Source organism: Pseudomonas sp. AC211, assembly GCF_979258055.1.
This window is the reverse complement of the sequence record NZ_OZ409830.1, coordinates 4,627,657-4,652,269: the sequence shown is the minus strand read 5'-3', so window position 1 is coordinate 4,652,269 and position 24,613 is coordinate 4,627,657. Positions and strand designations below refer to the sequence as shown.

General features: G+C 58.1%; 16 protein-coding genes, 1 tRNA gene and 5 pseudogenes. 4 read left to right on the top strand and 18 right to left on the bottom strand.

What is annotated here, in order from left to right; translation table 11 throughout:
- Positions 1 to 524 precede the first annotated feature (524 nt).
- Positions 525 to 1,790, top strand: coding sequence for a BsaWI family type II restriction enzyme (locus ACZZZP_RS21830; RefSeq protein WP_463536838.1), 1,266 nt, complete (start codon positions 525 to 527; stop codon positions 1,788 to 1,790).
- Here ACZZZP_RS21830 and ACZZZP_RS21825 read toward each other — a convergent pair.
- From ACZZZP_RS21825 to rpsU, 7 genes and pseudogenes are all read right to left on the bottom strand, one after another.
- Positions 1,684 to 2,529 (bottom strand): DNA-methyltransferase, encoded by an 846-nt coding sequence (locus ACZZZP_RS21825; RefSeq protein ID WP_463384093.1) that lies wholly within the window; start codon positions 2,527 to 2,529, stop codon positions 1,684 to 1,686. The two genes, ACZZZP_RS21830 and ACZZZP_RS21825, sit on opposite strands and share 107 nt — an antisense overlap.
- A 325-nt stretch (positions 2,530 to 2,854) precedes the next feature.
- Positions 2,855 to 3,626, bottom strand: a pseudogene (locus ACZZZP_RS21820) (nuclease-related domain-containing protein).
- A 262-nt stretch (positions 3,627 to 3,888) separates the two neighbouring features.
- A tRNA-Ile gene (locus tag ACZZZP_RS21815) sits at positions 3,889 to 3,965 on the bottom strand.
- A gap of 16 nt (positions 3,966 to 3,981) precedes the next feature.
- Positions 3,982 to 7,718: pseudogene (locus tag ACZZZP_RS21810) on the bottom strand (EAL domain-containing protein).
- Positions 7,719 to 7,860: 142 nt separating this feature from the next.
- Positions 7,861 to 9,711, bottom strand: coding sequence for an RNA polymerase sigma factor RpoD (gene rpoD / locus ACZZZP_RS21805; protein WP_122491993.1), 1,851 nt, complete (start codon positions 9,709 to 9,711; stop codon positions 7,861 to 7,863).
- 67 nt (positions 9,712 to 9,778) lie between these two features.
- Positions 9,779 to 11,784: pseudogene (gene dnaG / locus ACZZZP_RS21800) on the bottom strand (DNA primase).
- Positions 11,785 to 12,101: 317 nt separating this feature from the next.
- Entirely contained in the window at positions 12,102 to 12,317 is a 216-nt protein-coding gene (gene rpsU, locus ACZZZP_RS21795; RefSeq protein WP_002551877.1) for a 30S ribosomal protein S21, read from the bottom strand.
- Between the two features lie 198 nt (positions 12,318 to 12,515).
- On the opposite strand from rpsU, the gene tsaD reads away from it, so the two are divergent.
- The gene (gene tsaD / locus ACZZZP_RS21790) at positions 12,516 to 13,541 is read left to right on the top strand and encodes a tRNA (adenosine(37)-N6)-threonylcarbamoyltransferase complex transferase subunit TsaD (RefSeq protein ID WP_463384091.1); all 1,026 of its coding nucleotides are present in this window, start codon (positions 12,516 to 12,518) and stop codon (positions 13,539 to 13,541) included.
- Between the two features lie 3 nt (positions 13,542 to 13,544).
- Here tsaD and plsY read toward each other — a convergent pair whose 3' ends face one another.
- Positions 13,545 to 14,114, bottom strand: a complete 570-nt coding sequence (gene plsY / locus ACZZZP_RS21785; RefSeq protein WP_122491990.1) for a glycerol-3-phosphate 1-O-acyltransferase PlsY — start codon at positions 14,112 to 14,114, stop codon at positions 13,545 to 13,547.
- Positions 14,115 to 14,188: 74 nt separating this feature from the next.
- Here plsY and folB point away from each other — a divergent pair, with 74 nt between their 5' ends.
- Positions 14,189 to 14,545 carry a dihydroneopterin aldolase gene (gene folB, locus ACZZZP_RS21780; protein ID WP_122491989.1) on the top strand — a complete coding sequence of 119 codons (357 nt, stop codon included), beginning with the start codon at positions 14,189 to 14,191 and terminating at the stop codon, positions 14,543 to 14,545.
- Complete coding sequence (folK, locus tag ACZZZP_RS21775) at positions 14,536 to 15,051, top strand: 2-amino-4-hydroxy-6-hydroxymethyldihydropteridine diphosphokinase (RefSeq protein ID WP_463384090.1); 516 nt, start codon at positions 14,536 to 14,538, stop codon at positions 15,049 to 15,051. Before folB ends, folK begins: the two co-directional genes overlap by 10 nt.
- Before the next feature lie 47 nt (positions 15,052 to 15,098).
- Here folK and ACZZZP_RS21770 read toward each other — a convergent pair whose 3' ends face one another.
- The 10 genes and pseudogenes from ACZZZP_RS21770 to rsmA form a co-directional block, all read right to left on the bottom strand.
- Entirely contained in the window at positions 15,099 to 16,337 is a 1,239-nt protein-coding gene (locus ACZZZP_RS21770; protein ID WP_463384089.1) for a multifunctional CCA addition/repair protein, read from the bottom strand.
- A 54-nt stretch (positions 16,338 to 16,391) separates the two neighbouring features.
- On the bottom strand, positions 16,392 to 16,523 hold the full coding sequence (locus ACZZZP_RS21765) for a hypothetical protein (protein ID WP_463536837.1): 132 nt from the start codon (positions 16,521 to 16,523) through the stop codon (positions 16,392 to 16,394).
- Positions 16,520 to 16,912, bottom strand: a complete 393-nt coding sequence (locus tag ACZZZP_RS21760) for a hypothetical protein (protein ID WP_463536836.1) — start codon at positions 16,910 to 16,912, stop codon at positions 16,520 to 16,522. Before ACZZZP_RS21760 ends, ACZZZP_RS21765 begins: the two co-directional genes overlap by 4 nt.
- Before the next feature lie 76 nt (positions 16,913 to 16,988).
- Positions 16,989 to 18,554, bottom strand: a complete 1,566-nt coding sequence (locus tag ACZZZP_RS21755) for a SpoVR family protein (protein WP_463384087.1) — start codon at positions 18,552 to 18,554, stop codon at positions 16,989 to 16,991.
- A 9-nt stretch (positions 18,555 to 18,563) separates the two neighbouring features.
- Entirely contained in the window at positions 18,564 to 19,835 is a 1,272-nt protein-coding gene (locus tag ACZZZP_RS21750) for a YeaH/YhbH family protein (RefSeq protein ID WP_122491985.1), read from the bottom strand.
- Positions 19,836 to 19,969: 134 nt separating this feature from the next.
- Positions 19,970 to 21,892, bottom strand: coding sequence for a PrkA family serine protein kinase (locus ACZZZP_RS21745; protein ID WP_122451616.1), 1,923 nt, complete (start codon positions 21,890 to 21,892; stop codon positions 19,970 to 19,972).
- A 280-nt stretch (positions 21,893 to 22,172) separates the two neighbouring features.
- Complete coding sequence (glpE, locus tag ACZZZP_RS21740) at positions 22,173 to 22,502, bottom strand: thiosulfate sulfurtransferase GlpE (protein ID WP_463384086.1); 330 nt, start codon at positions 22,500 to 22,502, stop codon at positions 22,173 to 22,175.
- A pseudogene (locus ACZZZP_RS21735) lies at positions 22,499 to 23,324 on the bottom strand (symmetrical bis(5'-nucleosyl)-tetraphosphatase). Before ACZZZP_RS21735 ends, glpE begins: the two are co-directional and overlap by 4 nt.
- A pseudogene (gene apaG / locus ACZZZP_RS21730) lies at positions 23,324 to 23,705 on the bottom strand (Co2+/Mg2+ efflux protein ApaG). Before apaG ends, ACZZZP_RS21735 begins: the two co-directional pseudogenes overlap by 1 nt.
- Before the next feature lie 37 nt (positions 23,706 to 23,742).
- A complete protein-coding gene (gene rsmA, locus ACZZZP_RS21725) occupies positions 23,743 to 24,558 on the bottom strand; it encodes a 16S rRNA (adenine(1518)-N(6)/adenine(1519)-N(6))-dimethyltransferase RsmA (RefSeq protein WP_463384083.1) in 816 nt (271 codons plus the stop codon).
- Between the last annotated feature and the right edge of the window lie 55 nt (positions 24,559 to 24,613).

The window sequence follows — 24,613 nt, the reverse complement described above, 5'->3', positions numbered from 1 at the left end:
GTATAGGGGAGTTGTGCTACTGGAAGCTCAGAAAAGGCGGGGGGCGGGTTTAGCTTTCGTTGCGTCGCGGCACTCGGTTGAGGGCGCTGCGAGTCCGCATCGAAATCGCAAACCACAGAAACGAAAAAGCCGCGCATTCAGCGCGGCTTTTTTATTTGGTGGGCCCACACGGACTTGAACCGTGGACCAAAGGATTATGAGTTGCCTAGAAACGCTGTAGGCCTAATGAAGCCGTGCGTAGCTTAGCGCAGGTACAGTTAGCTGAAAGTAGCGGCGTAGAGCGGTTTAAGCGTAATTTGGCGAAATCTGTAAAAGCTGGGCACTGTACCGCCAGTGTACCGTATGTGGCAGTTTCGGTCAGGTGCTTTGAGTCGTTGGGCAAGCGCTGACAGCTGTCAGTAGCTGCCGTCTCATCGTAAACCAGGCCTAACGTCCGGGCAGTTCTCCAGGGGCTTTGTGCGAAAGTCAGGTATTTCTAAATATCCCATTTTGGGATATATTTTCTGTGCGGCCATCATTGTGGCATGACTACTATATATGACCCCCGCTATATCAAACTTATCGAGTATCTTTCGACTCTTCGAAAGAGTGCGCAAATAACCCAAGCCGTACTTGCGAGAGCTATTTCGCAGGAGCAATCTTTTGTTTCAAAGGTGGAAAATCTAGAGCGGCGTTTGGATGTTATTGAGCTCTATGATTGGCTATTGGCATTGGAATACAAACCAGAAAAATTTTTCTCTGAAATAGGCTGGTTTGCTGACCAGGGCAGCCCTCATCGGGGGCTTCCAGCACTTCCAATTCCTCAGTCCGCTGAGAGCACGTGCACTGGTACGTTGATGCACTTTGCATGGCAGGGAAAGGTGCTGAAAGTTCAATTAGATGGAATGGACTTGGCAGGCTATATTTTCTTGGAAAGCGCTATTTCTAAAATGTATGCTGCACTCAATACTTCTGAAAAACTTAAGAATAGAGAAGTCATTTTCCAGGCATTGAAGTTATCTATCGATAAATACCCTCAAGTAAATCCCAGTGACATCTACCATCATATGGTATATCGGCTTTACTTAAGGGAGTATTCAAAATCCCAGGCGGATCGTAGTTGGGTGAGGGCAGGCGGAGAGGCTCTTGAGCTATATGTAGTCGATAGGTACTCTAGGGTGTTGGCTCCTTATGGTATTAAAGTAAAAGGCTTGGTGAAAAATTCCGATAAATTAGCTGCGCTGAAGGAGATGGGATTAACCAACCTCGTTGGTGGGTCTAAATTAGATATCGTTCTTTCTGGTGAGCATAACGGCTCCGAACTGATTTTTGGCGGGATTCATTTAAAAGCTTCCCTGGCTGAGCGAGTTAGTGATGATGTTCCTTGTAGCGAAGCTATGATGAGGAAAGGATTCGTTAGTTATTTGCTGACGCTGGATGCCAAGTCATTCCCGCCTCCTAACGGTGATCTTATCAATAGAGGGGAATTAGGCTCATTGCAAGCTCCCAGTGATAAGCGAAAATATATCGAAAAGCACGGATCTTTTACTGGGTGCTATTCGTATAATCTACGAACGGTTCCTAGCGGAGATAAGACAGAAAGTGGATGTAGGATTTATTCTTCAACATTTGAACCAGGCAGAGATCCTCTGCCTGGAAATATTATAAAGGCCTGGAAAGATTTTTGTCTAGAAAGAAGTAATTCTAACTCAGGCATAGCCCTCCAGTTTTTTCTAGGATACGACTATTTGCAATTTCGACATTCTCGGGATTTAGTTCGTATCCTATGTAGTCAAAACCAAGGAGTTTAGCAGCTACAGCAGTCGTGCCGCTCCCCATAAATGGATCTAAAACTAAACCGCTCTCTACACCGCTAGCCTCTATGCACTTCTTTGGGAGGTCGATTGGAAATGTGCTCGTGTGCGGAGTTCGGTTTCCATCGGGTGCAATATCCCAAACTGAAGGCACAGGAGGCGCTACACGAAACGTGTGTTGCTCAGATTTAGATAGAAGATAGATTCCTTCATGTTTTCGATGAGGTCTCCTGCAGCGGCCTTCGGGCATAGCTTTTCTTTTAGCCCAAATAACTTCCCCTCTAAAAAAATTCCCTGCATTGCATAGCTCGATGACGACACGGTTGGGGATCATTAACAAGTTTCCATATTGCAGCCATCCAGATTCCTTTTCTATGAATGCTCTTCGTTTCCCACGATTTTTTGTATATGCCGAATTTGTGATGGCTAAACCTGCTTTGTCCGCACCTAGGGTGCTATGAACATGGTCTTCAAATGACCAATTTATTGGGGTGTTGTAGGAGTCTCCAATGTTCAGCCAGAGGACGCCCGTAGGCTTTAAAATCCTCATAACTTCAAGAAGTATATTTGTTAAGTTGCTAATGTAGTCTCGGGGGTCTTCTTCAGTGCCCAGGCCTTGATCACCTCGTTGACCCCAATACGGAGGGCTGGTGACACACACGTCTACAAAGTTGTCTGGAAGATTCTTTAAACCTTGTAAGCAGTCGAGGTTATGGATAACGTTCGTCTGTGTCATGGGAGTTAGGCTGTACCGTCAGATTAAGGGGCGCGATTGTATCGCATTAAGCTTTTTTTTCCAGTGTATTGGGTTTGAAAATTTAAAGGTTAAAATTGTTATTTTTGTTTTCGGTTTGTATGGGTGTTATTGACTAAGATTAAATAATCATTGAAATTACGGTTTTGCTCAATATTTGATATGGTCAATTACGGCTATTTAAAATTTTACAGCTGGCCGGGGGTATCGATCGTGATGGCACGTTTTGGAGACTTTGCCAGTCTTTTCGATACATAAATAGTACTGCTTCGCTCTGCTAAAGTTAGGTGAGGAAGAGCTCTGCCTCTCAAAAGTGCTGCATCATTCGATATTGGGGAAATGTCGAGCATCCCCAAAACTGCTGCCCTGTTTTCGCCCCCTGATTTCACGGTACGAATCAGCAGCGCACTGCCGCATTTCGGGCATTGCCGCTCGGCTGTTGGGTCACTACGGCGTTTAAGGTTTTGTACGTGCTCGCGGTGGGTGGCGAGGGTGGGGGCGCGGCGGTCGGTTTGCAGGGCTTTCAGCATGGCGTTGACTTCAGCTTCGCTGAATACCGGCTGCTGGAATGACTTGATATGGCGGATAAAACCGATGCCCCGTGTCACGTTGGCCGGCACTTCGGTTTTGAAGGTGCTGCTGCCGACGAAGGTGATGACCGAATGCAGGTGCTCGGGGTTAACACCCAGGGCGGCTTCCAGTGCTTTGAGGTGTTTGTAGTTTTGCCGCAGCGGATTCTGGAATTTGAAGGTGTGCTTGTAGAGCTTTTGCGTCCACTGCGCCTGGTTCTCGCTGCCGAAGATCCAGCCGCTCATGTTCTTCGTTTCCAGTACAAAGATGCCGTAACGCGAGACGAATACGTGGTCGATCTGCGTGGTGCCGTCGGGTGTGTTTAGCGTGACGTTGTGCAGGCGGCGGTAGGTGTTTTTGTCCAGTTGCCAATGGGCGAATAGCCGGACTAGGAGTTCGCCGATATAGCCTTTTGCCCAAGGCGTTTTGAGCAGGCCGATCAGCGCTATTACCGGGAGGAACCAGGCGAGCGTGGCTGAGAGCTGGGCAATGATTGGGCTGAAGAACACCATCTCTTTCCTTGAGGGTTTTTGGATCTTACTCAAAGTGATGGCAGTTGGCCCGCTTTAATTGGAGCGTCAGTGTAGGTCGCTGCGGTGAAGAGATTGGCCATCTGGCGTGTGGGGGCTGTGCTCGCTAGTCGCTCTTAAAGCGGGACGGCGGATTGGACTTCCGCTGCGCTGCGAGATTGAGTTGAGGGCGCTGCGAGTCCGCATCGAATCGCAAACCACAGAAACGCAAAAAGCCGCGCATTCAGCGCGGCTTTTTATTTGGTGGGCCCACACGGACTTGAACCGTGGACCAAAGGATTATGAGTCCTCTGCTCTAACCAACTGAGCTATAGGCCCTCAGAAGTGGGGCGGATTATACCGGTGCGGTTTGCTGTGTGCCAATTGCGTGGCGCGGGCTTAGGAAAGTACTTGCGAACTTGTCAGGGGGTTACCGGGCGGCTGAGGAGGAAGCCTTGGATCTGTTCGCAGCCTTCTTCGATGAGGAAACGCTCTTGTGCGGGCGTTTCTACGCCCTCGGCGACCAGGGTGAGTTGCATGCTGCGGCCCAGGGCGATGATGGCGCGGGTAATGGCGGCGTCGTGGGGGTCGTCGGGCAGGCCGCGGACGAAGGATTGGTCGATTTTCAACGTGTCCAACGGCAGGCGTTTCAGGTAGCTGAGGGACGAATAGCCGGTGCCGAAGTCGTCGATCGCGATCAAGACGCCCAACCGTTTGAGGTCGTGGAGGATGGTCAGCGCCTCGTCGGTCTGGTTCATGATGAAGTTTTCGGTGATTTCCAGTTGCAGCATGTGGGGCTGCAATTGGTGTTCGGCGAGCAGGTCGGCGATGCGCTGCACCAGGCGCGGTTGGCGCAGTTGGGCGCCGGCGAGGTTGACGGACATCGGGCCGAACGGCAGGTGGTGGCGCTGCCATTCGCCCATTTGCTGGCAGGCCTGGGCGAGCACCCAGTCGCCGATGGGCAGAATCAGGCCGTTGTCTTCGGCGAGTGAGATGAAGCGTTCCGGGGAGACGTTGCCGAATACCGCGCTGTGCCAGCGCAGCAGCGCTTCTGCGCCGACGATCTGGCGGTCGGCGAGCGATTGTTTGGGTTGGTAGTGCAGGCTCAGTTCGTTGCGTTCGATGGCGCGGCGCAGTTCGTTTTCCAGGGCGATGCGGGCGGTGGCTTGCTGGGTTAGGTCGCTGGTGTAGAGCTCGGCGCGGTTGCGGCCTTTGGCTTTGGAGCGGTACATGGCGGCGTCGGCGTTTTTGATCAGGGTGGCGACGTCGCTGCCGTCTTGGGGGAACAGGCTCGCTCCAATGCTGGCGGTGATAAAGAATTCGTGACCATCTGCTTGGAACGGTGCGCTCAGGCAAGTGAGTAATTTCGCCGCTACGCGCCCTGCGTCCGCCGGTTCATGTAGGCCAGGAAGCAGGATGATGAATTCATCGCCGCCAAGCCGCGCCACGGTGTCGATGTCGCGCAATTGATTGCGCAGGCGCTGCGCGGTGTCTTGCAGCAGCAGGTCGCCGACGGGGTGGCCTAGGCTGTCGTTGATGTGTTTGAAGCGGTCGAGGTCGAGAAATAACACGGCGCCCAGGCACGGCGTGGTTTGTGCGTCGGCAAGCATGGCTTGAAGGCGGTTTTCGAATAGCAGGCGGTTGGGCAGGCCGGTGAGGGAGTCGTGGTGGGCTTGGTGGTCGAGCTTGTCTTGGGCGTGTTTGAGTGAGGTGATGTCGGCAAACACGGCGACGAAATGGGTGATCCGTTCGTCATCGTTGCGCACGGCGCTGATGGTCAGCCATTGCGGATACAGCTCGCCGTTTTTGCGTTTGTTGCATATCTCGCCTTGCCAGTGACCGGCAGCATCAAGCTGGTGCCACATGGCGGCGTAAAAGGCGCTGTCATGTTGGCCCGAGGCGAGCAGTTGCGGGGAGCGCCCGAGCGCTTCGGCTTCGCTGTAGCCGGTGATTTCGGTGAAGGCGCGGTTGACGGCGGTGATGCGCTGTTGGGTGTCGGTGATCAGCACGCCTTCAGCCGTGCTCTCGAAAACGGTGGCGGCGAGCTGGAGTTTCTCTTGGGTGCGGGTGCGTTCGGTGACGTCGCGGGCGATGGTCAGTACGCAGTGTTCGCCTTTGATTTGCATGCTCTGCATCGAAATTTCACACAAGCGAAGCTCATCGTTCTTGCCTCGAATAGCGGCTGTGTAATCGCGCACGGTGCCGATTTCTTGCAGCTGTTGCATTACGGTGCTGCGGTCGAGCGGGTTGTGCCACAGGCCCAGGCCGAGCGTGGACTGGTTGGTGGCGTCGCTGCTGGTGTAGCCGGTCAGGCTGGAGAAACCTTCGTTCACCTCCAGAATCAGGCCGTCGCGCATGCGCGTTAGCAGTAAGCCGTCGGGTGAAGCGTGAAAGGCTTTGGCGAATTTCTCTTCGGAGGATTGCAGCTCTTCCTGAGTTTTCTTCACTTGGCTGATGTCGCGCACCACGATGACGAGCGCTGGCGTATCGGCAAGTTGGAATTGTTGCGCGGAAATAAGACAGGTAAAGAACTCGCCGTTTTGGCGGCGGAAGAGCATTTCGAGGTTGCGCAGGCTGTCGTGCTGCAGCCTTTGCAAGACGCTTGGCCCCGCGTCGGCAGTGCCCCACAAGTTGAGTTCTGTGCCGTTCTTGCCGATGGCCTCGGCGGCGGGAATGCCGGTGTGCAGCTCGAAGGAAGGGTTCACCTCCAGCAAGCGACCGTCGTCGCGGCGGGCGATGATGAGCACGTCTGGGCATTGCTGAAACACGGAGGCGAATTTCTGTTCGGACAGGCGCAGGGCTTGCTCGATCTGTTTGGTTTCGGTGACTTCAACCATCACGCCTCGCAGCACGGTAGCGCCACGGTGTTCGATCAAGGTGACGATGTCGTGAATCCAGACTAGGCGGCCATCGGCGGCGTACACGCGGTAGTCAACGGTGTGGTCGCGGCCAGCGTCTGTCTCCTGACGGCGGTAGGCGAGGGTGCGTTCGCGGTCTTGTGGGTGCAGCGCATTTGCCCAGAAGCTTGGGGTCTGCCAATCGCTCAGCGGGTAGCCAAACAGTTTTTCGGCATGGGGCGAGACGTAGGAATAGCAGAAGTCTTCACGGCTGGCTTCCCAGGTGACTGCCGACAAGCATTCCACAAGGCTGCGGTAGTGCTGTTCGCTGTTACGAAGCGCCAATTCAAGAGCAGCGCGTCGGTTGATTTCACTGCTCAGTCGCCGGTTTACAGCGACCACGATAATCAGAACGAGCAGCAGAGCGAGTAGGCCGGGTACGGCAACCACCAAGGTTTTTCGCCACACGCTGCGTTGGTCCAGCACGCCGCCGAGCCAGTGTTCCTGCATGGCTTCGATTTCGCTGCTGCTCATGTCGGCGAACAATTTGTCGAGGATGTTGACCAAAATCGCTTGGTCTTTCGGCGCGGCCATTGATAGCTGGTAGCGGTAGGGCGTTTCGCCGGTGATGGCGATGCCTTCGAGTTTGAGCTGGCGCAAGCCCCAGACGCTGGAGGCGAGGTCGCCCACCAGCGCGTCAGCTTGGCCCGTGCCCACGGCTTGCAGCGCCGCGGCGACGTTAGCGACGGGCAGCAAGTTCAGATCCGGGTGGCGGCTTCGCAGAATTTCGTGGGGCGCGTAGTTTTCGACAACCGCGATTTTCAGCCCGTACAGGTCTTTGAGTTCGTGAGGTTGGGCACCGCCGTTGCGGGCGAGGATCACGATGGGGAAGTCGAGATAGGGGCGGGTGAAGCTCAGGTAGCCCTGGCGCTCGGGTGTGGACATGGCGCCGGGTAAGAGATTGATGGTGCCAGCCCGGGCCTGGTCGAGTACTTCGCTCCAGGTGCTTGGCTCGTACGTCTCCATTTTTACGTTTAGGCGTTTTTCGATCAGGGCAATGTAGTCGGCGGCCAATCCCTTGATATCGGCCTTGTTCGTCGCGGTATTCGAAGGGTGGCCAAGTGGCGTCGACGCCCATGCGCAAGGTTGGGTGGGCCTCAAGCCAGGCCTGCTCCTCTGACGTCAGGGTGAATGCCTGGGCGGGCGCGCACCAGTAGGCCAAACACAGCAGAAGAGTGGCAAACAGTCGCGGCATGACCCGGCCTCAAAACAGCGTAGGGATTGATGTGCCGAGTGTAGCTGTGTGGCGGGTTGCCAGCATCCAAAAAAGCAAAACCCCCGGACCAGGCCGGGGGTTTTATTTGCGCTTCAGTAACGGGTTTTCGTTGGGTAACGAATTACTCGTCGAGGAAGGAGCGCAGGTGCTCGCTACGCGTTGGATGACGCAGCTTGCGCAGCGCCTTGGCTTCGATCTGCCGAATCCGCTCGCGGGTTACATCGAACTGTTTACCAACCTCTTCGAGGGTGTGGTCGGTATTCATGTCGATGCCGAAGCGCATGCGCAGTACTTTGGCTTCACGAGCAGTGAGGCCGGCCAGTACTTCGCGGGTCGCTTCTTTGAGGCTTTCTACCGTGGCGACATCAATGGGCGACTGCATGGTGGAGTCTTCGATGAAGTCACCCAGATGGGAGTCTTCATCATCGCCAATCGGTGTTTCCATGGAGATCGGCTCTTTCGCGATCTTCAATACCTTGCGGATTTTGTCCTCAGGCATTTCCATGCGCTCGCCCAGTTCTTCCGGAGTAGGCTCGCGGCCCATTTCCTGAAGCATCTGACGCGAGATGCGGTTTAGCTTGTTGATCGTCTCGATCATGTGCACCGGAATACGGATGGTGCGGGCCTGGTCGGCGATCGAGCGAGTGATCGCCTGACGGATCCACCAGGTTGCATAAGTCGAGAACTTGTAGCCGCGACGGTATTCGAACTTGTCCACCGCTTTCATCAAGCCGATGTTGCCTTCCTGGATCAAGTCGAGGAATTGCAGACCGCGGTTGGTGTATTTCTTGGCGATCGAAATCACCAAACGCAAGTTCGCTTCAACCATCTCTTTCTTCGCGCGGCGGGCTTTCGCCTCACCGATCGACATGCGACGGTTGATGTCTTTGATTTCAGCGAGTTTCAAACCGGTTTCAGCTTCCAGGGCAACCAGTTTTTGCTGGCAGCGCAGGATGTCGGCTTGCAGGCGGCCAATGGCTTCAGCGTATTTGCTTTTGCCTTTGGACAGCTGCTCAGCCCAGCTTTCGTCGATTTCGTGGCTCGGGAACTGACGCAGGAAGTCGGCACGCGGCATACGGGCATCACGCACACACAGCTGCATGATGGCGCGTTCTTGTGCACGCAGACGCTCAAGGGCATCACGAACACGAGTAACCAGCGCATCGAATTGCTTCGGAACCAGCTTGATCGGCATGAACAGGCTGGCCAGTTCAGCGAGTTCGGCCATGCCTTGCTTGCTGTCGCGACCGTGCTTTTTCAGCACCTTTTTAGCTTTTTCCAGTTGGTCGGCTACGGCCCCGAAGCGCACGCGTGCAACTTCTGGATCCGGGCCGCCATCACCTTCTTCTTCGTCTTCGCTGTCACCGTCGGCTTCTTCGTCTTCGGTTTCAGGCTCGGCGGCAGCTGCGCCGTCTTTGATAACCGGGACGGGCACTTCGGCCGGCGCGGCAATGCCGTCATCCGGGTCGATGTAGCCGCTGAGGACTTCGGCCAGACGGCCGCCCTCGGTAGTGACGCGGGTGTATTCGGAAAGAATGCTGTCGACAGTGCCTGGGAAATGGGCGATAGCGCCCATGACTTCACGAATGCCTTCCTCGATGCGTTTAGCGATTTCGATCTCGCCTTCGCGGGTCAGCAATTCGACCGTACCCATTTCGCGCATATACATGCGCACCGGGTCGGTGGTACGGCCAATATCGGTTTCTACCGCAGCCAAAGCAGCGGCTGCTTCTTCGGCGGCCGCTTCGTCGGTATCGGCTTCAGCCAATAGCAGAGCGTCCGCATCCGGAGCACTCTCGAATACGTTGATCCCCATGTCATTGATCATGCGGATGATGTCTTCCACCTGTTCCGGATCTGAAATATCCTCCGGCAGGTGGTCGTTGACCTCTGCGTAAGTCAGGTAACCCTGCTCACGACCACGGCTGATCAACTCTTTAAGGCGGGACTGTTGTTGCGCTTTTCCGGACATAACACCCTATCCACTGAAGGTCTTGGCGGGCAAAAAACAAGCCGAGGATTATACCAGAGCTGAGACCTCACGCGCCAGTTGAGGTCGGGGTGACGGGAGTTGCAGTGCGACTAAGGAGGCCGCGAAGTTGCTCTTTTTCCTCTGCGCTGAGCTCACTTTGACGAGCTTTGCGCAGCAAATGTTCCAGGCTGCGCTCACGTTGGCGTGCAGCCAGACTAGTTATAGTGTCGAAAAACTGTTGTTCAAGGTTGTCAGCGTCAATCAGCCATTCCTTTTCCGCCAACGCCTTCAATAAACGTCCCTGCTCAGTTCCATGCCACCGTGCAATCAGCTGCAGCGAGCGCAATTTCGGATTTTTCTGCATGGCGCCGAGCAGCGCGACGAGCAATTGTGCATAGGTGTCGTTTTCGGCAGCGAAGTGGCTGGCCTCTTCCACCTTCTCGGCCAGTTGCGGGTGATGCAGCAGCGTGCGCAGCGCGGTAAGCGTCGGAGATTCTACGGGTGCCGCAACGCGCGGTCCGCGGGGGAAATCATCGCGGTCGCGATCACCTTTTTGCTCCAGCTTTTTTCCCATTTCTTGCCGCCCTGGCCTTTTCCCTTGAACCCCGTCTTCGGCTGCCATGCTTGCTCAGGCTGCGGCGCGTATTGCTCCTGGCCGTAGTCGGCTGGCGCGTCGAAATAAGCGCTGGGGTCGTATTGCGGCGCCTCGTCCATTTCGTAATGCGGATGCGAATTCGAGGGTGCTTGCGGTGCGCTGACCGGATTGTGAGGCGCAGGATTCAACTGCTGAATGCTCAGGCCGGTAATTTCGGTCAGCCGCTGGCGCATCAAGGTTTTCAGGTTGGCGCCGGGGATCTTGTCGATGAGCGGCGCGGCTAAGGTCGCCAAGTGCGCCTTGCCTTCCAGCGAGCGAGGGTCGGCTTCTTGCGTCAATTGCTGGAAAAAATAGTCGGCCAGTGGCTGCGCCTGTTGGTTGATTCGCGCGCGGAACGCGTCGGTGCCTTCGGCGCGCACTAAGGTGTCGGGGTCTTCGCCTTCGGGCAGAAACAGGAAGCGCGCGCGGCGGCCGTCTTGCAGGCTGGGCAGCGTGGCTTCAAGGGCGCGCCATGCGGCGCTGCGGCCAGCTTGGTCGCCGTCGAAACAAAACAGCACGCTGGGCACGATGCGGAACAGGCGCTTGAGGTGTTCTTCGCTGGTGGCCGTGCCAAGCGTGGCGACGGCGTTGCGCAAGCCTTGCTGGGCTAAGGCGATAACGTCCATGTAGCCCTCGACGACCATTATTTCATCCAGGTCGCGATTGCTTTTGCGCGCCTCATACAGGCCGTACAGCTCCTGGCCTTTATGAAAAACCGGGGTTTCCGGCGAGTTCAAATACTTGGGTTTGTCGTCGCCCAGTACGCGGCCACCAAATGCGATGACACGGCCACGGCTGTCGCGGATGGGAAATATCACCCGGTCTCGAAAGCGGTCGTAGCGTTTGCCGCTGTCGGCGTTTTCGATCAGCAGGCCGGCTTCGATCATCGCTTTCTGTTGCAGCGTGTCGGTGGCCAAGTGCTTGAGCAAATTGTCCCAGCCGGGCGGGGCGAAACCGAGGCCAAAGTCGCGGGCAATTTCGCCGGAAAGACCGCGTCCTTTCAGGTAGTCGACAGCGGCTTTGCGGGTTGGATGGCTTTTCAACGCCTGGCGGTAATACTCGGCGGCGGCTGTCAGTAGCGGGTACAGCGGCGAGTCGGTCGGCTGGCGCGGTTTATGGTTGCCACTCCGTCCGCCCTCTTCACGAACCACTTCCATGCCGGCGCTTTTGGCCAGGTCTTCCACGGCCTGGACGAAGTCCAGATTGTCGTGGTCCATGATAAAACCAAGGGCGTTGCCGCCGGCCCCACAGCCGAAGCAGTAGTAGAACTGCTTGTCGGGGCTGACGCTGAACGAGGGCGTCTTCTCTTTGTGGAAGGGGCAGCAGGCGCTAAAGTTTTTCCCGGTTTTCTTCAGTTGCACGCGCGAGCTGACCACGTCGACGATGTCGGTGCGGTTGAGCAAGTCGTCAATGAAGCTTTGGGGAATAAGCCCGGCCATGGCGCTCTCGAAGTCGTCGAATCGCCGGCATTGCTGTCGGGATTTCAGGTGTTCGGAAATAGATGCAAAGCGCGTCTCGGCGCACGAAGCGGCGAGGGGCTAATCATGCCAATTGTTGGTGATCGGCTCTACAGGCCTTTTAACTGCGGGGCGGGCGGAATATGCATCCGCAAAAACGCGAAAAAGCGAGGCTTATCGCGGCTGCCTAAACAACCTGGATAACTTCGCTAATGCGTTTGGAGCGTTTGTGCTATCGATTTTGCCGGCAGCCCGGCTTGCGGCCGGGCGTGGCAAAACAGGCGGCGTCAGTCTGCGTATTAGTACAGACGAACGGCGCGGCGCTGTTCGCGCTGCACTTTCTTGGCGTGGCGCTTAACTGCGGCTGCAGCTTTGCGTTTGCGCTCGGAAGTTGGTTTCTCGTAGAACTCGCGGCTGCGAACTTCGGCCAGAACACCGGCTTTTTCACAGGAGCGTTTGAAGCGACGCAGAGCTACGTCGAAGGGTTCATTCTCTTTAACTTTGACGGCTGGCATCCAGAGCTACCTTCATTCATTACCGGGGTAGACGTACTCGTTGCAAACTGAGCTGGAGGACGTCGGTTTTTAAGGGTTGCGGATGTTAACGCCTCATCGCCAGGAATGCAAAGCCTCTGATCGAAAACCGCTAGGCGGCGTTAAGGACGGCGATTATCATGCGCGCCTTCGAAATTGCCCAGTCTGAAGGGAAAACCCATGCTCGTGCTGGGACTAGAAACCTCTTGCGATGAAACCGGCGTTGCCTTGTACGACAGCGAGCGCGGCTTGCTGGGCGATGCCTTGTTCAGCCAAATCGACCTGCATAAAGCCTATGGCGGCGTGGTGCCGGAGCTCGCCTCGCGTGATCACGTCAAGCGCATGCTGCCGTTGATTCGCGAAGTGCTGGAGCAGTCCGGCTGCGCCACGCAAGACATCGACGCCATCGCCTACACCGCCGGCCCTGGGCTCGTCGGAGCGCTGCTGGTGGGCGCTTCCTGTGCCCAGGCGCTGGCCTTTGCCTGGGACATTCCAGCGCTTGGCGTGCACCACATGGAAGGCCATTTGCTGGCGCCGATGCTGGAAGAAACACCGCCGCAATTTCCGTTTGTAGCCCTGCTGGTTTCCGGCGGCCATACGCAATTGGTGCGTGTCGATGGCATTGGTCAGTACCAATTGCTCGGTGAGTCGCTGGACGATGCGGCCGGCGAGGCGTTCGACAAAACGGCCAAGCTTATTGGCCTCGGTTATCCCGGTGGTCCCGAAATCGCTCGTCTGGCGCTGAACGGTGTGGAAGGGCGCTTCGTGTTTCCCCGCCCGATGACTGATCGCCCGGGTCTGGATTTCAGCTTCAGCGGCCTTAAAACCTTCGCCCTGAATACCTGGCTGCAATGCCGCAATGCTGGCGACGACGGCGAGCAAACCCGTAGCGACATCGCCCTGGCCTTCCAGACGGCGGTGGTCGAGACTCTGACCATCAAATGCAAGCGCGCCCTCAAGCAGACCGGCATGAATCGTCTGGTGATCGCTGGCGGCGTGAGCGCCAATCAGGCGCTGCGCCGGTCGCTGGAAAAAATGCTCGGTGACCTCAGAGGCAACGTGTTTTACGCGCGCCCGGCTTTTTGCACCGATAACGGCGCGATGATCGCCTACGCCGGTTGCCAGCGGCTGATGGCCGGCCAGCACGAAGGGCCGGAAATCTCGGTGCAGGCGCGTTGGCCGATGGAGCAATTGCCAGCGATCTGAGGCTTAGAAATGCCGTTCGCGCCCGGCCAGCAGGTCGCGTAGATTGCTGCGATGGCGCCACACGATAAGGCCGGTGAGCACGCACATGGGTAGCAGCGCCGCCGGTTTCTGCCAGGCCAAAAGCGGCAGAATCAACGGCGTTGCGATAAGGGAAGCCAGCGAGCTGGTGCGGGTCAGCCAGAAGGTTAGGCCCCACCCTGCAGCGGCCAGCAGGGCTGCCGGCGGGTAAAGACCCAGGAGCATGCCGGCCGCAGTCGCCACGCCCTTGCCGCCACGGAAATTGAAGTACACCGGGTACAAATGCCCGACCACGGCGGCGAGGCCGATCCAGGCTTGTTGTTGCACCGAAAGGCCCAGCGCATAGGCGACGAGCACGGGCAACAGGCCTTTGAGCACGTCGCCTAGCAAGGTCAGAATGGCCAGCTTTTTACCCGCCACCCGCAGCATATTGGTGGCGCCGGGGTTGCCGGAGCCAGCCGCGCGAGGGTCGGGAGCGCCGACCAGGCGGCTGAGCAGGATGGCGAAAGACAGCGAGCCGAGCAGGTAGGCGAGGATCGCCAGCAACCAGAACATGGTATCCATCCGGGGCGAGTGAGCCCCGATTCTAGCGGGGCGCAGCGCCCTTGTCGTGCGGCGGAGCAGAGTGCTTGGACAGAGTGTTTATCGAAGGTCTGGAAGTCGACACCGTGATCGGTGCGTATGACTGGGAGCGCGACATTCGCCAGTGCCTGCGGCTGGATCTGAGCTTCGCCTGGGACAATCGTCCCGCTGCTGCCGGTGACGACCTGAGCAAGGCGCTCGACTACGCATCGGTCTCCGCGCGCATCCAATCCTTCGCCGCACAGGCGCAGTTTCAGTTGGTAGAAACCTTCGCTGAGCGCCTCGCCGAAACACTGATGAGCGAGTTCAACATTCCCGGTTTACGCCTGAAACTCACCAAGCCGGGCGCCGTGCCGGCAGCCACCGGCGGCGTCGGCGTGGAGATTCAGCGCGGATGCCTCTGACCCCCATTCTGCTGGGCCTGGGCAGCAACGTTGAGCGCGAAGCGCACCTGACGGCTGGCCTCGACGCCCTGGCTCAGTTCCTTCAAAACATGCGCTGCTCGCCGGTCTTCGAAAGCCAGCCGGTGGGGATCAAGAGTGGGCCGTTTTTCAATCTTGTGGTGCTGGCCGAAACCGACCTGCCGCTGCACGAGTTGGATCGCCGGCTCAAATGCATCGAGGCGGATAACGGACGGTATGCGCCGAATCGCAAAGGCTTGCCGTTGGATATAGACGTGCTGACCTACGGCGAGCTGGTAGGCAACTTCGACGGCTTGATTCTTCCCCGCGCAGAAATTCTGAAAAACGCGTTTGTGCTCTGGCCGCTGGCGATGCTGGTGCCGGAGCAGTTGCATCCGGGTGTGAAAACGTCTTATGCCGAGCTGTGGCGAGGCGCGCAGATCGAGCAGGTGCTGGCGCCGGTGGCGTTTGAGTGGCGTGGCGAGCAGCTAACGCCGGACGCGCCATAAATTCGCGTCCCTCGCGTAGCTGAAGAGAATCGCGGCTGAAGCCGCTCCTACAGGGGCTTGGGGGTTTGGGCGGCTTTGTACGCCTGCAACGCTTTTAGGCGTTCGCGCTTGAGCGCCTCGCCCAAATCGGCGCCTTGGTAGCCCTGTTCCACCAACGGCTGAACCTTCACGGCACGCGCCGCATCGGCGGCGGCGCGCAGGTAATCAGCTTGTGGATAGTCGCGCTGCTCCAACCCTAACCGCCCACGCGCATCCATTTCGCACGCGGCAATAAACTCGTCGAAGCGCTGCGGGCGGCGGTACACGTCAAACGTTTGTAGCAGTTCCAGTAAGGTCGACGCTTTCAGCTCCAGCGCGCGATGGCCATGGGTGTGATATTCGCCCACCAGCACCGCCAGTTCCTGACAGTCGCGTGGGGCCTTGCAGCGTTCGTTCACGGCCTTGATCAGCTTTACGCCGCGGTGTTCATGGGCGATATGCCGTGGCCATTCTTCTTCCGGGGTCAGCCCCTTTCCCAGGTCATGAAGCAGGCAGGCCCAGCGCACGGTGAGCGGCTGCGCGTGTTCAGCGCATTGGCGCAGCACGCTGAGTACATGGGCGCCGGTGTCGATTTCGGGGTGATGCGCTGCGGGTTGCGGCACGCCAAACAACGCGTGCACTTCCGGCAGCATCGCGTGCAGCGCGCCGCAGTCGTACAGCACCTGAACAAACACATCTGGCCGTTCTTCCATGAGCGCGCGGGAAATTTCCTTCCAGCTGCGTTCCGGCGTTAGGGCTGACAGCTCGCCGGACTCACTCAGGCTGCGCATCAAGGCCATGGTTTCGTCGGCGACATGAAAACCCAGCGGCGCATAGCGGGCGGCGAAGCGGGCCACACGCAGCACGCGTAGCGGGTCTTCGGCAAAGGCCGGCGACACGTGGCGCAGCACGCGGGCTTTAAGGTCTCGCTGGCCGCCGTAGGGGTCGAGCACGTTGCCGGCGTCGTCTTCGGCCATGGCATTGATGGTCAGGTCGCGGCGGGTCAGGTCGTCTTCGAGGGTGACGTCGGGGCTTGCGTAAAAGGTAAAGCCGCCATAGCCGCGCCCGCTTTTGCGCTCGGTCCGGGCGAGGGCGTATTCCTCTTGGGTGTGAGGATGGAGAAAGACCGGGAAGTCTTCCCCGACGGGGCGATAGCCCTGGGCGAGCATCTCTTCTGCGCTCGCGCCAACCACCACCCAATCGATATCGGTGACATCGCGGCCCAGCAGGCGATCACGCACCGCGCCGCCGACCTTGTAAATCTGCATGGAAAACCCTCCGTTAGCGCCACAGGATACCTGCTGCGCCGCTAATGGCCAGGCTCAGCGGCTGACGGGAATTTGTTGCATCAGGGCAACCACGGCGGCACGCAGCAATTCTTCACGCTGCCATGAGGGACTCAGGCTTGTGGTGATCAAACCCTGCCAGAGGGTTTTGTCGGCTCGGTCGCTCACGCGTAATCGCAGGGTGATGGACTCATCTTGAAAACGGTGCACGGCGAGGTAGCTGCCGAGGGGCTCGGGGGCGGCGTATCGACGCGAAATTCCAACGGGGCTTCATTCAGCGTCAGGGTGTAGGCGACGCGCACGTCCGCTTTCTTTGCCTCGACATAGCCACGATTTAGCAGGCCCTGACGCAGGTTGGCGCGCACTTGGGCGTAATCGCGAGTGGGCGGTAATTGGCCGGTGGGGCTGGTGCTGGGCGGCAGCATTTCAAAGGTGTGGCGCTGCCCCAAGGACGGCGTGGCGGTTTGCACCACCAGCACTTGCGGCGACGGGCTTGAACAGCCGGCAAGCAGCAGGCTGAGGAACAAAACGCGCAGAAAAAACGGCTTTACAGGCATAAACGGCAAGCTCCGCGAAGGATGCAATATGCTCAACGCAAGCTTGCCGTCGGTCAACCAGTCGAACGGACGGGGTTCAAATCGGCGGTATCACGAGGTCCAGTCGCGGGTATTCCGCGTTCTCCGAATCGCCCCGTGGCGGTACGTGTTGCGTCTGCACCACTTGGTCGCCACGCACGGTTTCCAGATGGATGTCGAAGCCCCACAGCCGGTGCAAATGCTTGAGCACTTCCTCGGTTGATTCGCCTAGCGGTTTGCGGTCGTGTTGCTGGTGACGCAGCGTCAGCGAACGGTCACCGCGGCGATTGATGCTGTAAATCTGCACATTCGGCTCACGGTTGCCCAGGTTGTACTGCGCCGCCAGGGTTTCACGAATGATGCGATAGCCCGGCTCGTCGTGAATGGCCGGCACCACCAATTCGTCCTTCTGGTCGTCGTCCATGATGCTGAACAGCTTCAGGTCGCGAATCACTTTGGGCGACAGGTACTGAAGAATAAAACTTTCGTCCTTGAAGCTTTTCATGGCGAATTTCACCGCCGACAGCCAGTCGCTTCCGGCGATTTCCGGGAACCAGCGCTTGTCTTCTTCGGTGGGTTCTTCGCACATGCGGCGGATGTCGCGGTACATCGCAAAGCCCAGGGTGTACGGGTTGATGCCGCTGTAATACGGGCTGTCGAACGGCGGTTGATAGATCACGCTGGTGTGCGATTGCAGGAACTCCATCATGAAGCCGTCGGTGACCAAGCCTTCGTCGTACAGATCGTTCATCAGCGTGTAATGCCAGAACGTGGCCCAGCCTTCGTTCATGACCTGAGTCTGGCGCTGCGGGTAAAAATACTGGGCGATCTTGCGCACGATGCGCACCACTTCCCGCTGCCACGGCTCTAGCAACGGCGCGTGCTTTTCCAGGAAGTACAGGATGTTTTCCTGCGGCTCCGCGGGAAAGCGGCCGGTGTCTTTGTCGTTGCCCTTGTCGGCGCCTTTAGGAATGGTCCGCCACAGGTCGTTGATTTGCCGCTGCAGGTGTTCTTCCCGTTCTTTCTGACGTTGGCGCTCTTCCTCGGCGGAAATCGGATACGGGCGTTTGTAGCGGTCGACGCCGTAATTCATCAGCGCGTGGCATGAGTCGAGCAGGTCTTCCACGGCGTCGATGCCGTAGCGCTCCTCGCATTGCATGATGTACTGCTTGGCGAACACCAGGTAATCGATGATCGAGCTGGCGTCGGTCCAGGTGCGGAACAGGTAGTTGCCTTTGAAAAAGCTGTTGTGGCCATAGCAGGCGTGCGCCACGACGAGTGCCTGCATGCAGATGGTGTTTTCTTCCATCAGGTAGGCGATGCAGGGGTCTGAGTTGATGACAATCTCGTACGCGAGGCCCATCTGCCCACGGCTGTAGGATTTCTCGGTGCTGAGAAAATGCTTGCCGTAGGACCAGTGGTGATAGCCCAGCGGCATGCCCACCGAGGCGTAGGCATCCATCATTTGCTCGGCGGTAATCACTTCAATCTGGTTGGGATAGGTGTCCAGCGCATAGCCTTCGGCGATGCGCGCAATCTCTTTGTCATAGGCGCGGATCAGCTCGAAGGTCCATTCCGAACCGGTAGAAATGGGCTGGCCTCTTTTCTTCTCACGAGCGCTCATGGCATTACCTCAGCTAACGAGTCGGCGCTGAAACAGTTCGCGGAACACCGGGTAAATGTCACCGGCAGACACCAGTTGTTGTTGAGCGAAGGTGTCGGCAAACGCCTCGCCGACCTGCTCGTACTCGAACCACAACGCCTGGTGCTCGCGCGGGGTGATTTCCACATAAGTGAAGTACTGCACCAGCGGCATGATCTGTTTCATCAGAATGTCGCGGCAGATGGGCGAGTCGTCGTTCCAGTTGTCACCGTCCGAGGCCTGCGCGGCGTAGATATTCCACTCGCTGGTGGGGTAGCGTTCTTCCATCACTTCCTGCATCAGCTTGAGGGCGCTGGAGACGATGGTGCCGCCGGTTTCGCGGGAATAGAAAAACTCTTCCTCGTCCACTTCACGGGCGCTGGTGTGGTGGCGGATAAACACCACTTCGATCTTTTCGTAATTCCGCTTGAGGAACAGGTACAGCAGGATGAAAAAACGCTTGGCGATGTCTTTGGTCGCCTGCGTCATGGAACCGGAAACGTCCATCAGGCAGAACATCACAGCCTTGGAGCTGGGGTTGGGTTGCTTGACCAGCAGGTTGTATTTGAGGTCGAAGGTATCGAGGAACGGCACCTTTTTTATGCGCGCACGCAGCAGAACAATTTCGGCTTCCTTGGCTTGAATGTCGGCGAAATTATCCGGTTCGTCGGCTTTCAGGCGCTCAACCTCGGCAATAGCCGCATGCAGTTTGGCGCGGCTGCTGCCCGACAGCGCGATGCGCCGGGCATGGGCGGAGCGTAACGTGCGGACAATGTTGATGCGCGATGGATTGCCCTCGTTGCTGACCCCGGCACGCACGGTTTTAAACGTGTCGGTGCCGGTGAGCTGACGTTTCACCAGGTTCGGCAACTCAAGGTCTTCGAACATGAAGTCGAGGAATTCTTCCTGGGTAATCTGGAAGACAAACTCGTCCATGCCTTCGCCAGAATTGCTCGCTTTGCCCGCGCCTTTGCCACCGCCGCCGCCTTGCGGGCGGGGGATGCGTTCGCCAGCGGTGAACTCCTTGTTGCCAGGGTGAACTTGGGTTTGCTTGCCGCCGCGACCGTGATGCAGCAACGGTTCGTCGATGTCGCGGCCGGGAATGCTGATTTGCTCGCCGTGCTCCATATCGGTAATGGAACGGCGACTGACGGCCTCTTCAACGGCCTTTTTGATGTGGTCGCGGTAGCGTCGCAGGAAACGCTGACGGTTTACCGTGCTCTTGTTCTTGCCGTTCAAACGGCGGTCGATCACATAGCTCATGGACGCTCCTCAGAACCCCCAGGCCTGCTGCGCTCACTACGGCGAGCACCGTAGCGAGCAGACCCGGAGCGGCTCATATGGCCTGCTGGAACAGACCGTGCGGCGACGACGTCGGACGAATCCGACGTAGCAGGTTACTGCGACTTACGAACCCGCAGGTACCATTCGGACAGCAGGCGTACCTGCTTGTCGGTGTAGCCGCGCTCGACCATCCGCGAGACAAAATCGTTGTGTTTCTGTTGGTCCTCCTTGCTGGCCTTGGCGTTGAAGCTGATGACCGGCAGCAGGTCTTCGGTGTTGGAAAACATTTTCTTCTCGATCACTACGCGCAGCTTCTCGTAGCTGAGCCAGGTCGGGTTCTTGCCGTTGTTGTTGGCGCGGGCGCGCAGCACGAAGTTGACGATCTCGTTGCGGAAATCCTTCGGATTGCTGATGCCGGCCGGCTTCTCGATTTTTTCCAGCTCTTCATTGAGCGCCACTCGGTTGAGGATTTCGCCGGTTTCCGGGTCACGGTATTCCTGGTCCTGAATCCAGAAATCGGCGTACAGCACGTAGCGGTCGAAGATGTTTTGCCCGTACTCGCTGTAGGACTCGAGGTAGGCGGTCTGGATTTCTTTGCCGATGAATTCGATGTAACGCGGCGCCAGGTATTCCTTGATGTAGCGCAGATAGCGTTCGCGCACCTCGGCCGGGAATTGCTCCTGCTCGATCTGCTGCTCCAACACATAGAGCAGGTGCACGGGGTTGGCGGCGATCTCGTGGGGGTCGAAGTTGAATACCTTGGACAGAATCTTGAAGGCGAAGCGGGTCGAAAGGCCGTTCATGCCTTCGTCAACGCCCGCGCTGTCGCGGTACTCCTGAATCGACTTGGCTTTGGGGTCGGTGTCCTTCAAGTTCTCGCCGTCGTAAACGCGCATTTTCGAATAGACGTTGGAGTTGTCCGGCTCTTTCAAGCGCGACAGCACCGAGAACTGCGCCAGCATTTTCAACGTGTCCGGTGCGCAATGGGCTTTGGCTAGAGAGCTGTTGAACAGCAGCTTGTCGTAAATCTTGATCTCGTCACTGACGCGCAGGCAGTACGGCACTTTGACGATGTAGATCCGGTCGATGAACGCCTCGTTGTTCTTGTTGTTGCGGAAGCTGTGCCACTCCGATTCGTTGGAGTGCGCGAGCAACACGCCCATGAACGGAATGGCGCCGAGGCCTTCGGTGCTGTTGTAGTTACCTTCCTGCGTGGCGGTGAGCAGTGGGTGCAAGACCTTGATCGGCGCCTTGAACATTTCGACGAATTCCATCATCCCCTGGTTCGCGCGGCACAGCGCACCGGAGTAGCTGTAGGCGTCGGCGTCGTTCTGCGGGAATTCTTCCAGTTTGCGGATATCGACCTTGCCGACCAGGGCGGAAATGTCCTGGTTGTTGTCGTCACCCGGCTCGGTTTTCGCTACCGCGATCTGGTTGAGGATGGACGGGTAGAGCTTCACCACGCGGAATTGGCTGATGTCGCCGCCGAATTCGGCCAGGCGCTTGGTGGCCCACGGCGACATGATGGTGCTCAGGTAGCGCCGTGGAATGCCGAAGTCTTCTTCGAGAATGGTGCCGTCTTCAGCCGGGTTGAACAGCCCCAGCGGCGATTCGAACACCGGCGAGCCTTTGATGGCATAGAAGGGCACCTTCTCCATCAGCTGTTTGAGCTTTTCCGCCAGCGACGACTTACCGCCGCCCACCGGGCCGAGGAGATAGAGAATCTGTTTCTTTTCTTCCAGGCCCTGAGCGGCGTGGCGGAAGTAGGACACGATCTGGTCGATGCACTCTTCCATGCCGTGAAAATCTTCAAAGGCGGGATACCTGCGAATCACCTTGTTGGAGAAGATTCGCGACAGCCTGGAGTTGTGCGAGGTGTCGATCAGTTCCGGCTCGCCTATGGCCATCAGTAGGCGCTCGGCCGCTGTGGCGTAAGCGCTTTTGTCCTGTTTGCACAGGTCGAGGTACTCCTGAAGGGAATACTCCTCCTGGCGAGTCGCTTCGAAGCGTTGCTGGAAGTGGCTGAAAATACTCATGACGTCACCTCGCTTGATGGTCGAGCCGGGCGGGATCGGTCGAGCGGGTGCTGGCAATCTGCCGACGAGTCAGCAAATGAGATTCCCCCAGAACACCTAAAGGTCGCTGCCGATAGCCCCGGAAGCCGGTGTGCCGGCTCTCCCCTGTATGGATGGCCTGAGGTAAGGATAGTTCGTAATTGGAGAGGTCAAGGACCGACAAACAATAAGGATGTGTCGGTCTTTGTTACAGGAAGGCGAGAAGCCAGACGGGGCGCGGGCTAGACGGGTCGGAAAAAAATTATTCGGCGGGCTCGCTCGCCGTCTCGCCAGGAAAGGTGGCGCGCCACAGTTCAAAGCCGCCGTCGAGGCTGTAGACCTCGGAAAAGCCCTGGCTGACCAGGTAGGCGGCGGCACTCTGGCTGGAGTTGCCGTGGTAGCAGGAGACAATCAAGGGGGCGTCCAGGTCGGCCTGGGTGATGAAATCGTGCAGCGAGTGATTGTCCAGGTGGCGCGAGCCGCTGATGTGGCCCATGGCGAAGCTTTGCGGATCGCGGACATCCACGACCACTGCGCCGCTTTCGCGAAGTGCCTGGGCCTGCTCTGGGGGAATGCGTTTGAATTCGCTCATGAGGGAATCTCCTTGCAGTCGCAGCTGTGGCGTTCACCGCTGTCGACGTTGAGTAAGGTCATGGAGTTGCCCCAGACACAGCCGGTGTCCAGCGCAGTGACGCCAGGTTCGTTGCAGCGCCCCCTCGAGGGCTGCCCAATGGCCGAAAATGATTTTCTGCCCGGCCGTCTTGCGTTGCTTGTGGCTAAACCAGGGCTGGAATCCCGGCGGAGCACTGCCAACGCCCTCTTTGCTTTTCAGGTCGAGGGTGCCATCGGCTTTACAGAAACGCATGCGGGTGAAGTAGTTGGTGATTACCCGCAGGCGCGTGACGCCCTTGAGGTCGCTGTCCCAACGTGCCGGCTCGTTGCCGTACATGCCGTCCAGAAAGGGCAAGAAGCGCGTATCGTCGCGCAACGCCTCTTCCACTTCGGCAGCGCAGCGCAGGGCCTTCTTGAGCGTCCATTGCGGCGGGATGCCGGCGTGCACCATGGCGATGTCGCGGTCGACGTCGTAATGCACGAGTTTTTGTTGGCGCAGCCAGTCGAGCAGTTCCGCGCGGTCGGGCGCCTCGAGAATCTCGCTCAGGGTGTCGCCTTTCTTCATGCGCTCGATGTTGTTCGCGACGGCGAGCAAGTGCAGGTCATGATTGCCCAGCACGCACACCAGCGATTCACGCATGGCGTAGAGATAACGCAGGGTTTCCAGCGATTGCGGCCCACGGTTGACCAAGTCGCCCACCAGCCACAGGCGGTCGGTGGCGGGGTCGAAGGCTACCCGGTCGAGCAGGCATTTCAGCGGATCCAGGCAACCTTGCAGGTCGCCAACGGCGTACACCGCCATCAGTGCAGAGCCCCCGGCACGGCCAGGCGGAACGGCGCGATGATGGCGTCGAAGCGCTTGCCGTCTTCGGCCTGCATCTGGTAGCTGCCTTGCATGTTACCCACCCGCGTGGCCATCAGCGTGCCGCTGCTGTAGGTAGTGGCTGCCGCCGGCTTCGATGGTCGGCTGTTGGCCGATAACGCCTGGGCCGCGCACTTCTTGCACGCGGCCGTCGCCGTCGGTGATCAACCAGTGGCGCGAGAGCAGCTTGGCCGGAAGCTCACCGTTGTTGCGGATGGTCACGGTGTACGCAAAAGCAAAACGGTTCTGGTCCGGCTGCGATTGCTCCGGGAGGTAACGGGTCACGACATTGACGTCGATCTGATAACGGGCATCGGACATACAAATGGCTCGGTTAGCGAACTGCTGAATAACGAGTTTAGTGCGCGGGCGCAGCAATTGTCTGCTCGTGCAGTTTGTCGGCCAGGCGCACAAAGGCGGCCAGGTCGAGCTGCTCGGGGCGCAGGCTGCCGTCGACCTGCGCGGCTTCGATGGCCTCGCTGGTGAGCAGGGCTTTAAGCGTATTGCGCAAGGTTTTGCGGCGCTGGTTGAACGCTTCGCGCACTACGCGCTCGAGTAAACGGTGATCTTTGGCCGGGTGAGGCAGGGTGGCGTGGGGCACCAGCCTGACGATGGCTGAGTCCACTTTCGGCGCCGGGTTGAACGCGCCCGAACCAACGTTGAACAGGTGCTCCACATCGCAGTGGTACTGCACCATGATCGACAAGCGGCCCCAATCGCCACCGCCCGGCGTCGCGGCCAGGCGCTCCACCACTTCCTTTTGCAGCATGAAGTGCATATCGCGAATCAGGCTGGCGTTGTCTAGCAGGTGAAAAATCAGGGGCGTGGAAATGTTGTACGGCAGGTTGCCGACCACTCGCAGGCTGTTGGGCGCCGGGTTGAGGCTGGTGAAGTCGAACTTCAGCGCGTCGCCTTGATGCAGGCTGAAGTTGGGGTTGCTGTCGAACTTGCTCTTGAGGATCGGGATTAAGTCCAGGTCCAGCTCTACAACGTCCAACGTGCCGCCACTGGACAGCAGGCCTTCGGTCAGCGCGCCCTGACCCGGGCCGATTTCCAGCAGGCGCTCACCGGAGCGGGCGTGAATGGCGCGCAGAATGCGGTGAATAACCCCGGCATCGTGCAAAAAGTTCTGGCCGAAGCGCTTACGGGCGCGATGTTGGTAGTGCTCAGTCATAGTGGCTCTGCTGCTAGTGGGGCGGGCGACCTGTCTGCCAGTTAAGGCGCAGGAC

Bases quoted from the DNA above. Each gene is read 5' to 3' on its own strand.
- ACZZZP_RS21830 (WP_463536838.1), top strand. From the start codon at position 525: ATGACTACTATATATGACCCCCGCTATATCAAACTTATCGAGTATCTT.
- ACZZZP_RS21825 (WP_463384093.1), bottom strand. From the start codon at position 2,529: ATGACACAGACGAACGTTATCCATAACCTCGACTGCTTACAAGGTTTA.
- rpoD (WP_122491993.1), bottom strand. From the start codon at position 9,711: ATGTCCGGAAAAGCGCAACAACAGTCCCGCCTTAAAGAGTTGATCAGC.
- rpsU (WP_002551877.1), bottom strand. From the start codon at position 12,317: ATGCCAGCCGTCAAAGTTAAAGAGAATGAACCCTTCGACGTAGCTCTG.
- tsaD (WP_463384091.1), top strand. From the start codon at position 12,516: ATGCTCGTGCTGGGACTAGAAACCTCTTGCGATGAAACCGGCGTTGCC.
- plsY (WP_122491990.1), bottom strand. From the start codon at position 14,114: ATGTTCTGGTTGCTGGCGATCCTCGCCTACCTGCTCGGCTCGCTGTCT.
- folK (WP_463384090.1), top strand. From the start codon at position 14,536: ATGCCTCTGACCCCCATTCTGCTGGGCCTGGGCAGCAACGTTGAGCGC.
- ACZZZP_RS21770 (WP_463384089.1), bottom strand. From the start codon at position 16,337: ATGCAGATTTACAAGGTCGGCGGCGCGGTGCGTGATCGCCTGCTGGGC.
- ACZZZP_RS21760 (WP_463536836.1), bottom strand. From the start codon at position 16,912: ATGCCTGTAAAGCCGTTTTTTCTGCGCGTTTTGTTCCTCAGCCTGCTG.
- ACZZZP_RS21755 (WP_463384087.1), bottom strand. From the start codon at position 18,554: ATGAGCGCTCGTGAGAAGAAAAGAGGCCAGCCCATTTCTACCGGTTCG.
- ACZZZP_RS21750 (WP_122491985.1), bottom strand. From the start codon at position 19,835: ATGAGCTATGTGATCGACCGCCGTTTGAACGGCAAGAACAAGAGCACG.
- ACZZZP_RS21745 (WP_122451616.1), bottom strand. From the start codon at position 21,892: ATGAGTATTTTCAGCCACTTCCAGCAACGCTTCGAAGCGACTCGCCAG.
- glpE (WP_463384086.1), bottom strand. From the start codon at position 22,502: ATGAGCGAATTCAAACGCATTCCCCCAGAGCAGGCCCAGGCACTTCGC.
- rsmA (WP_463384083.1), bottom strand. From the start codon at position 24,558: ATGACTGAGCACTACCAACATCGCGCCCGTAAGCGCTTCGGCCAGAAC.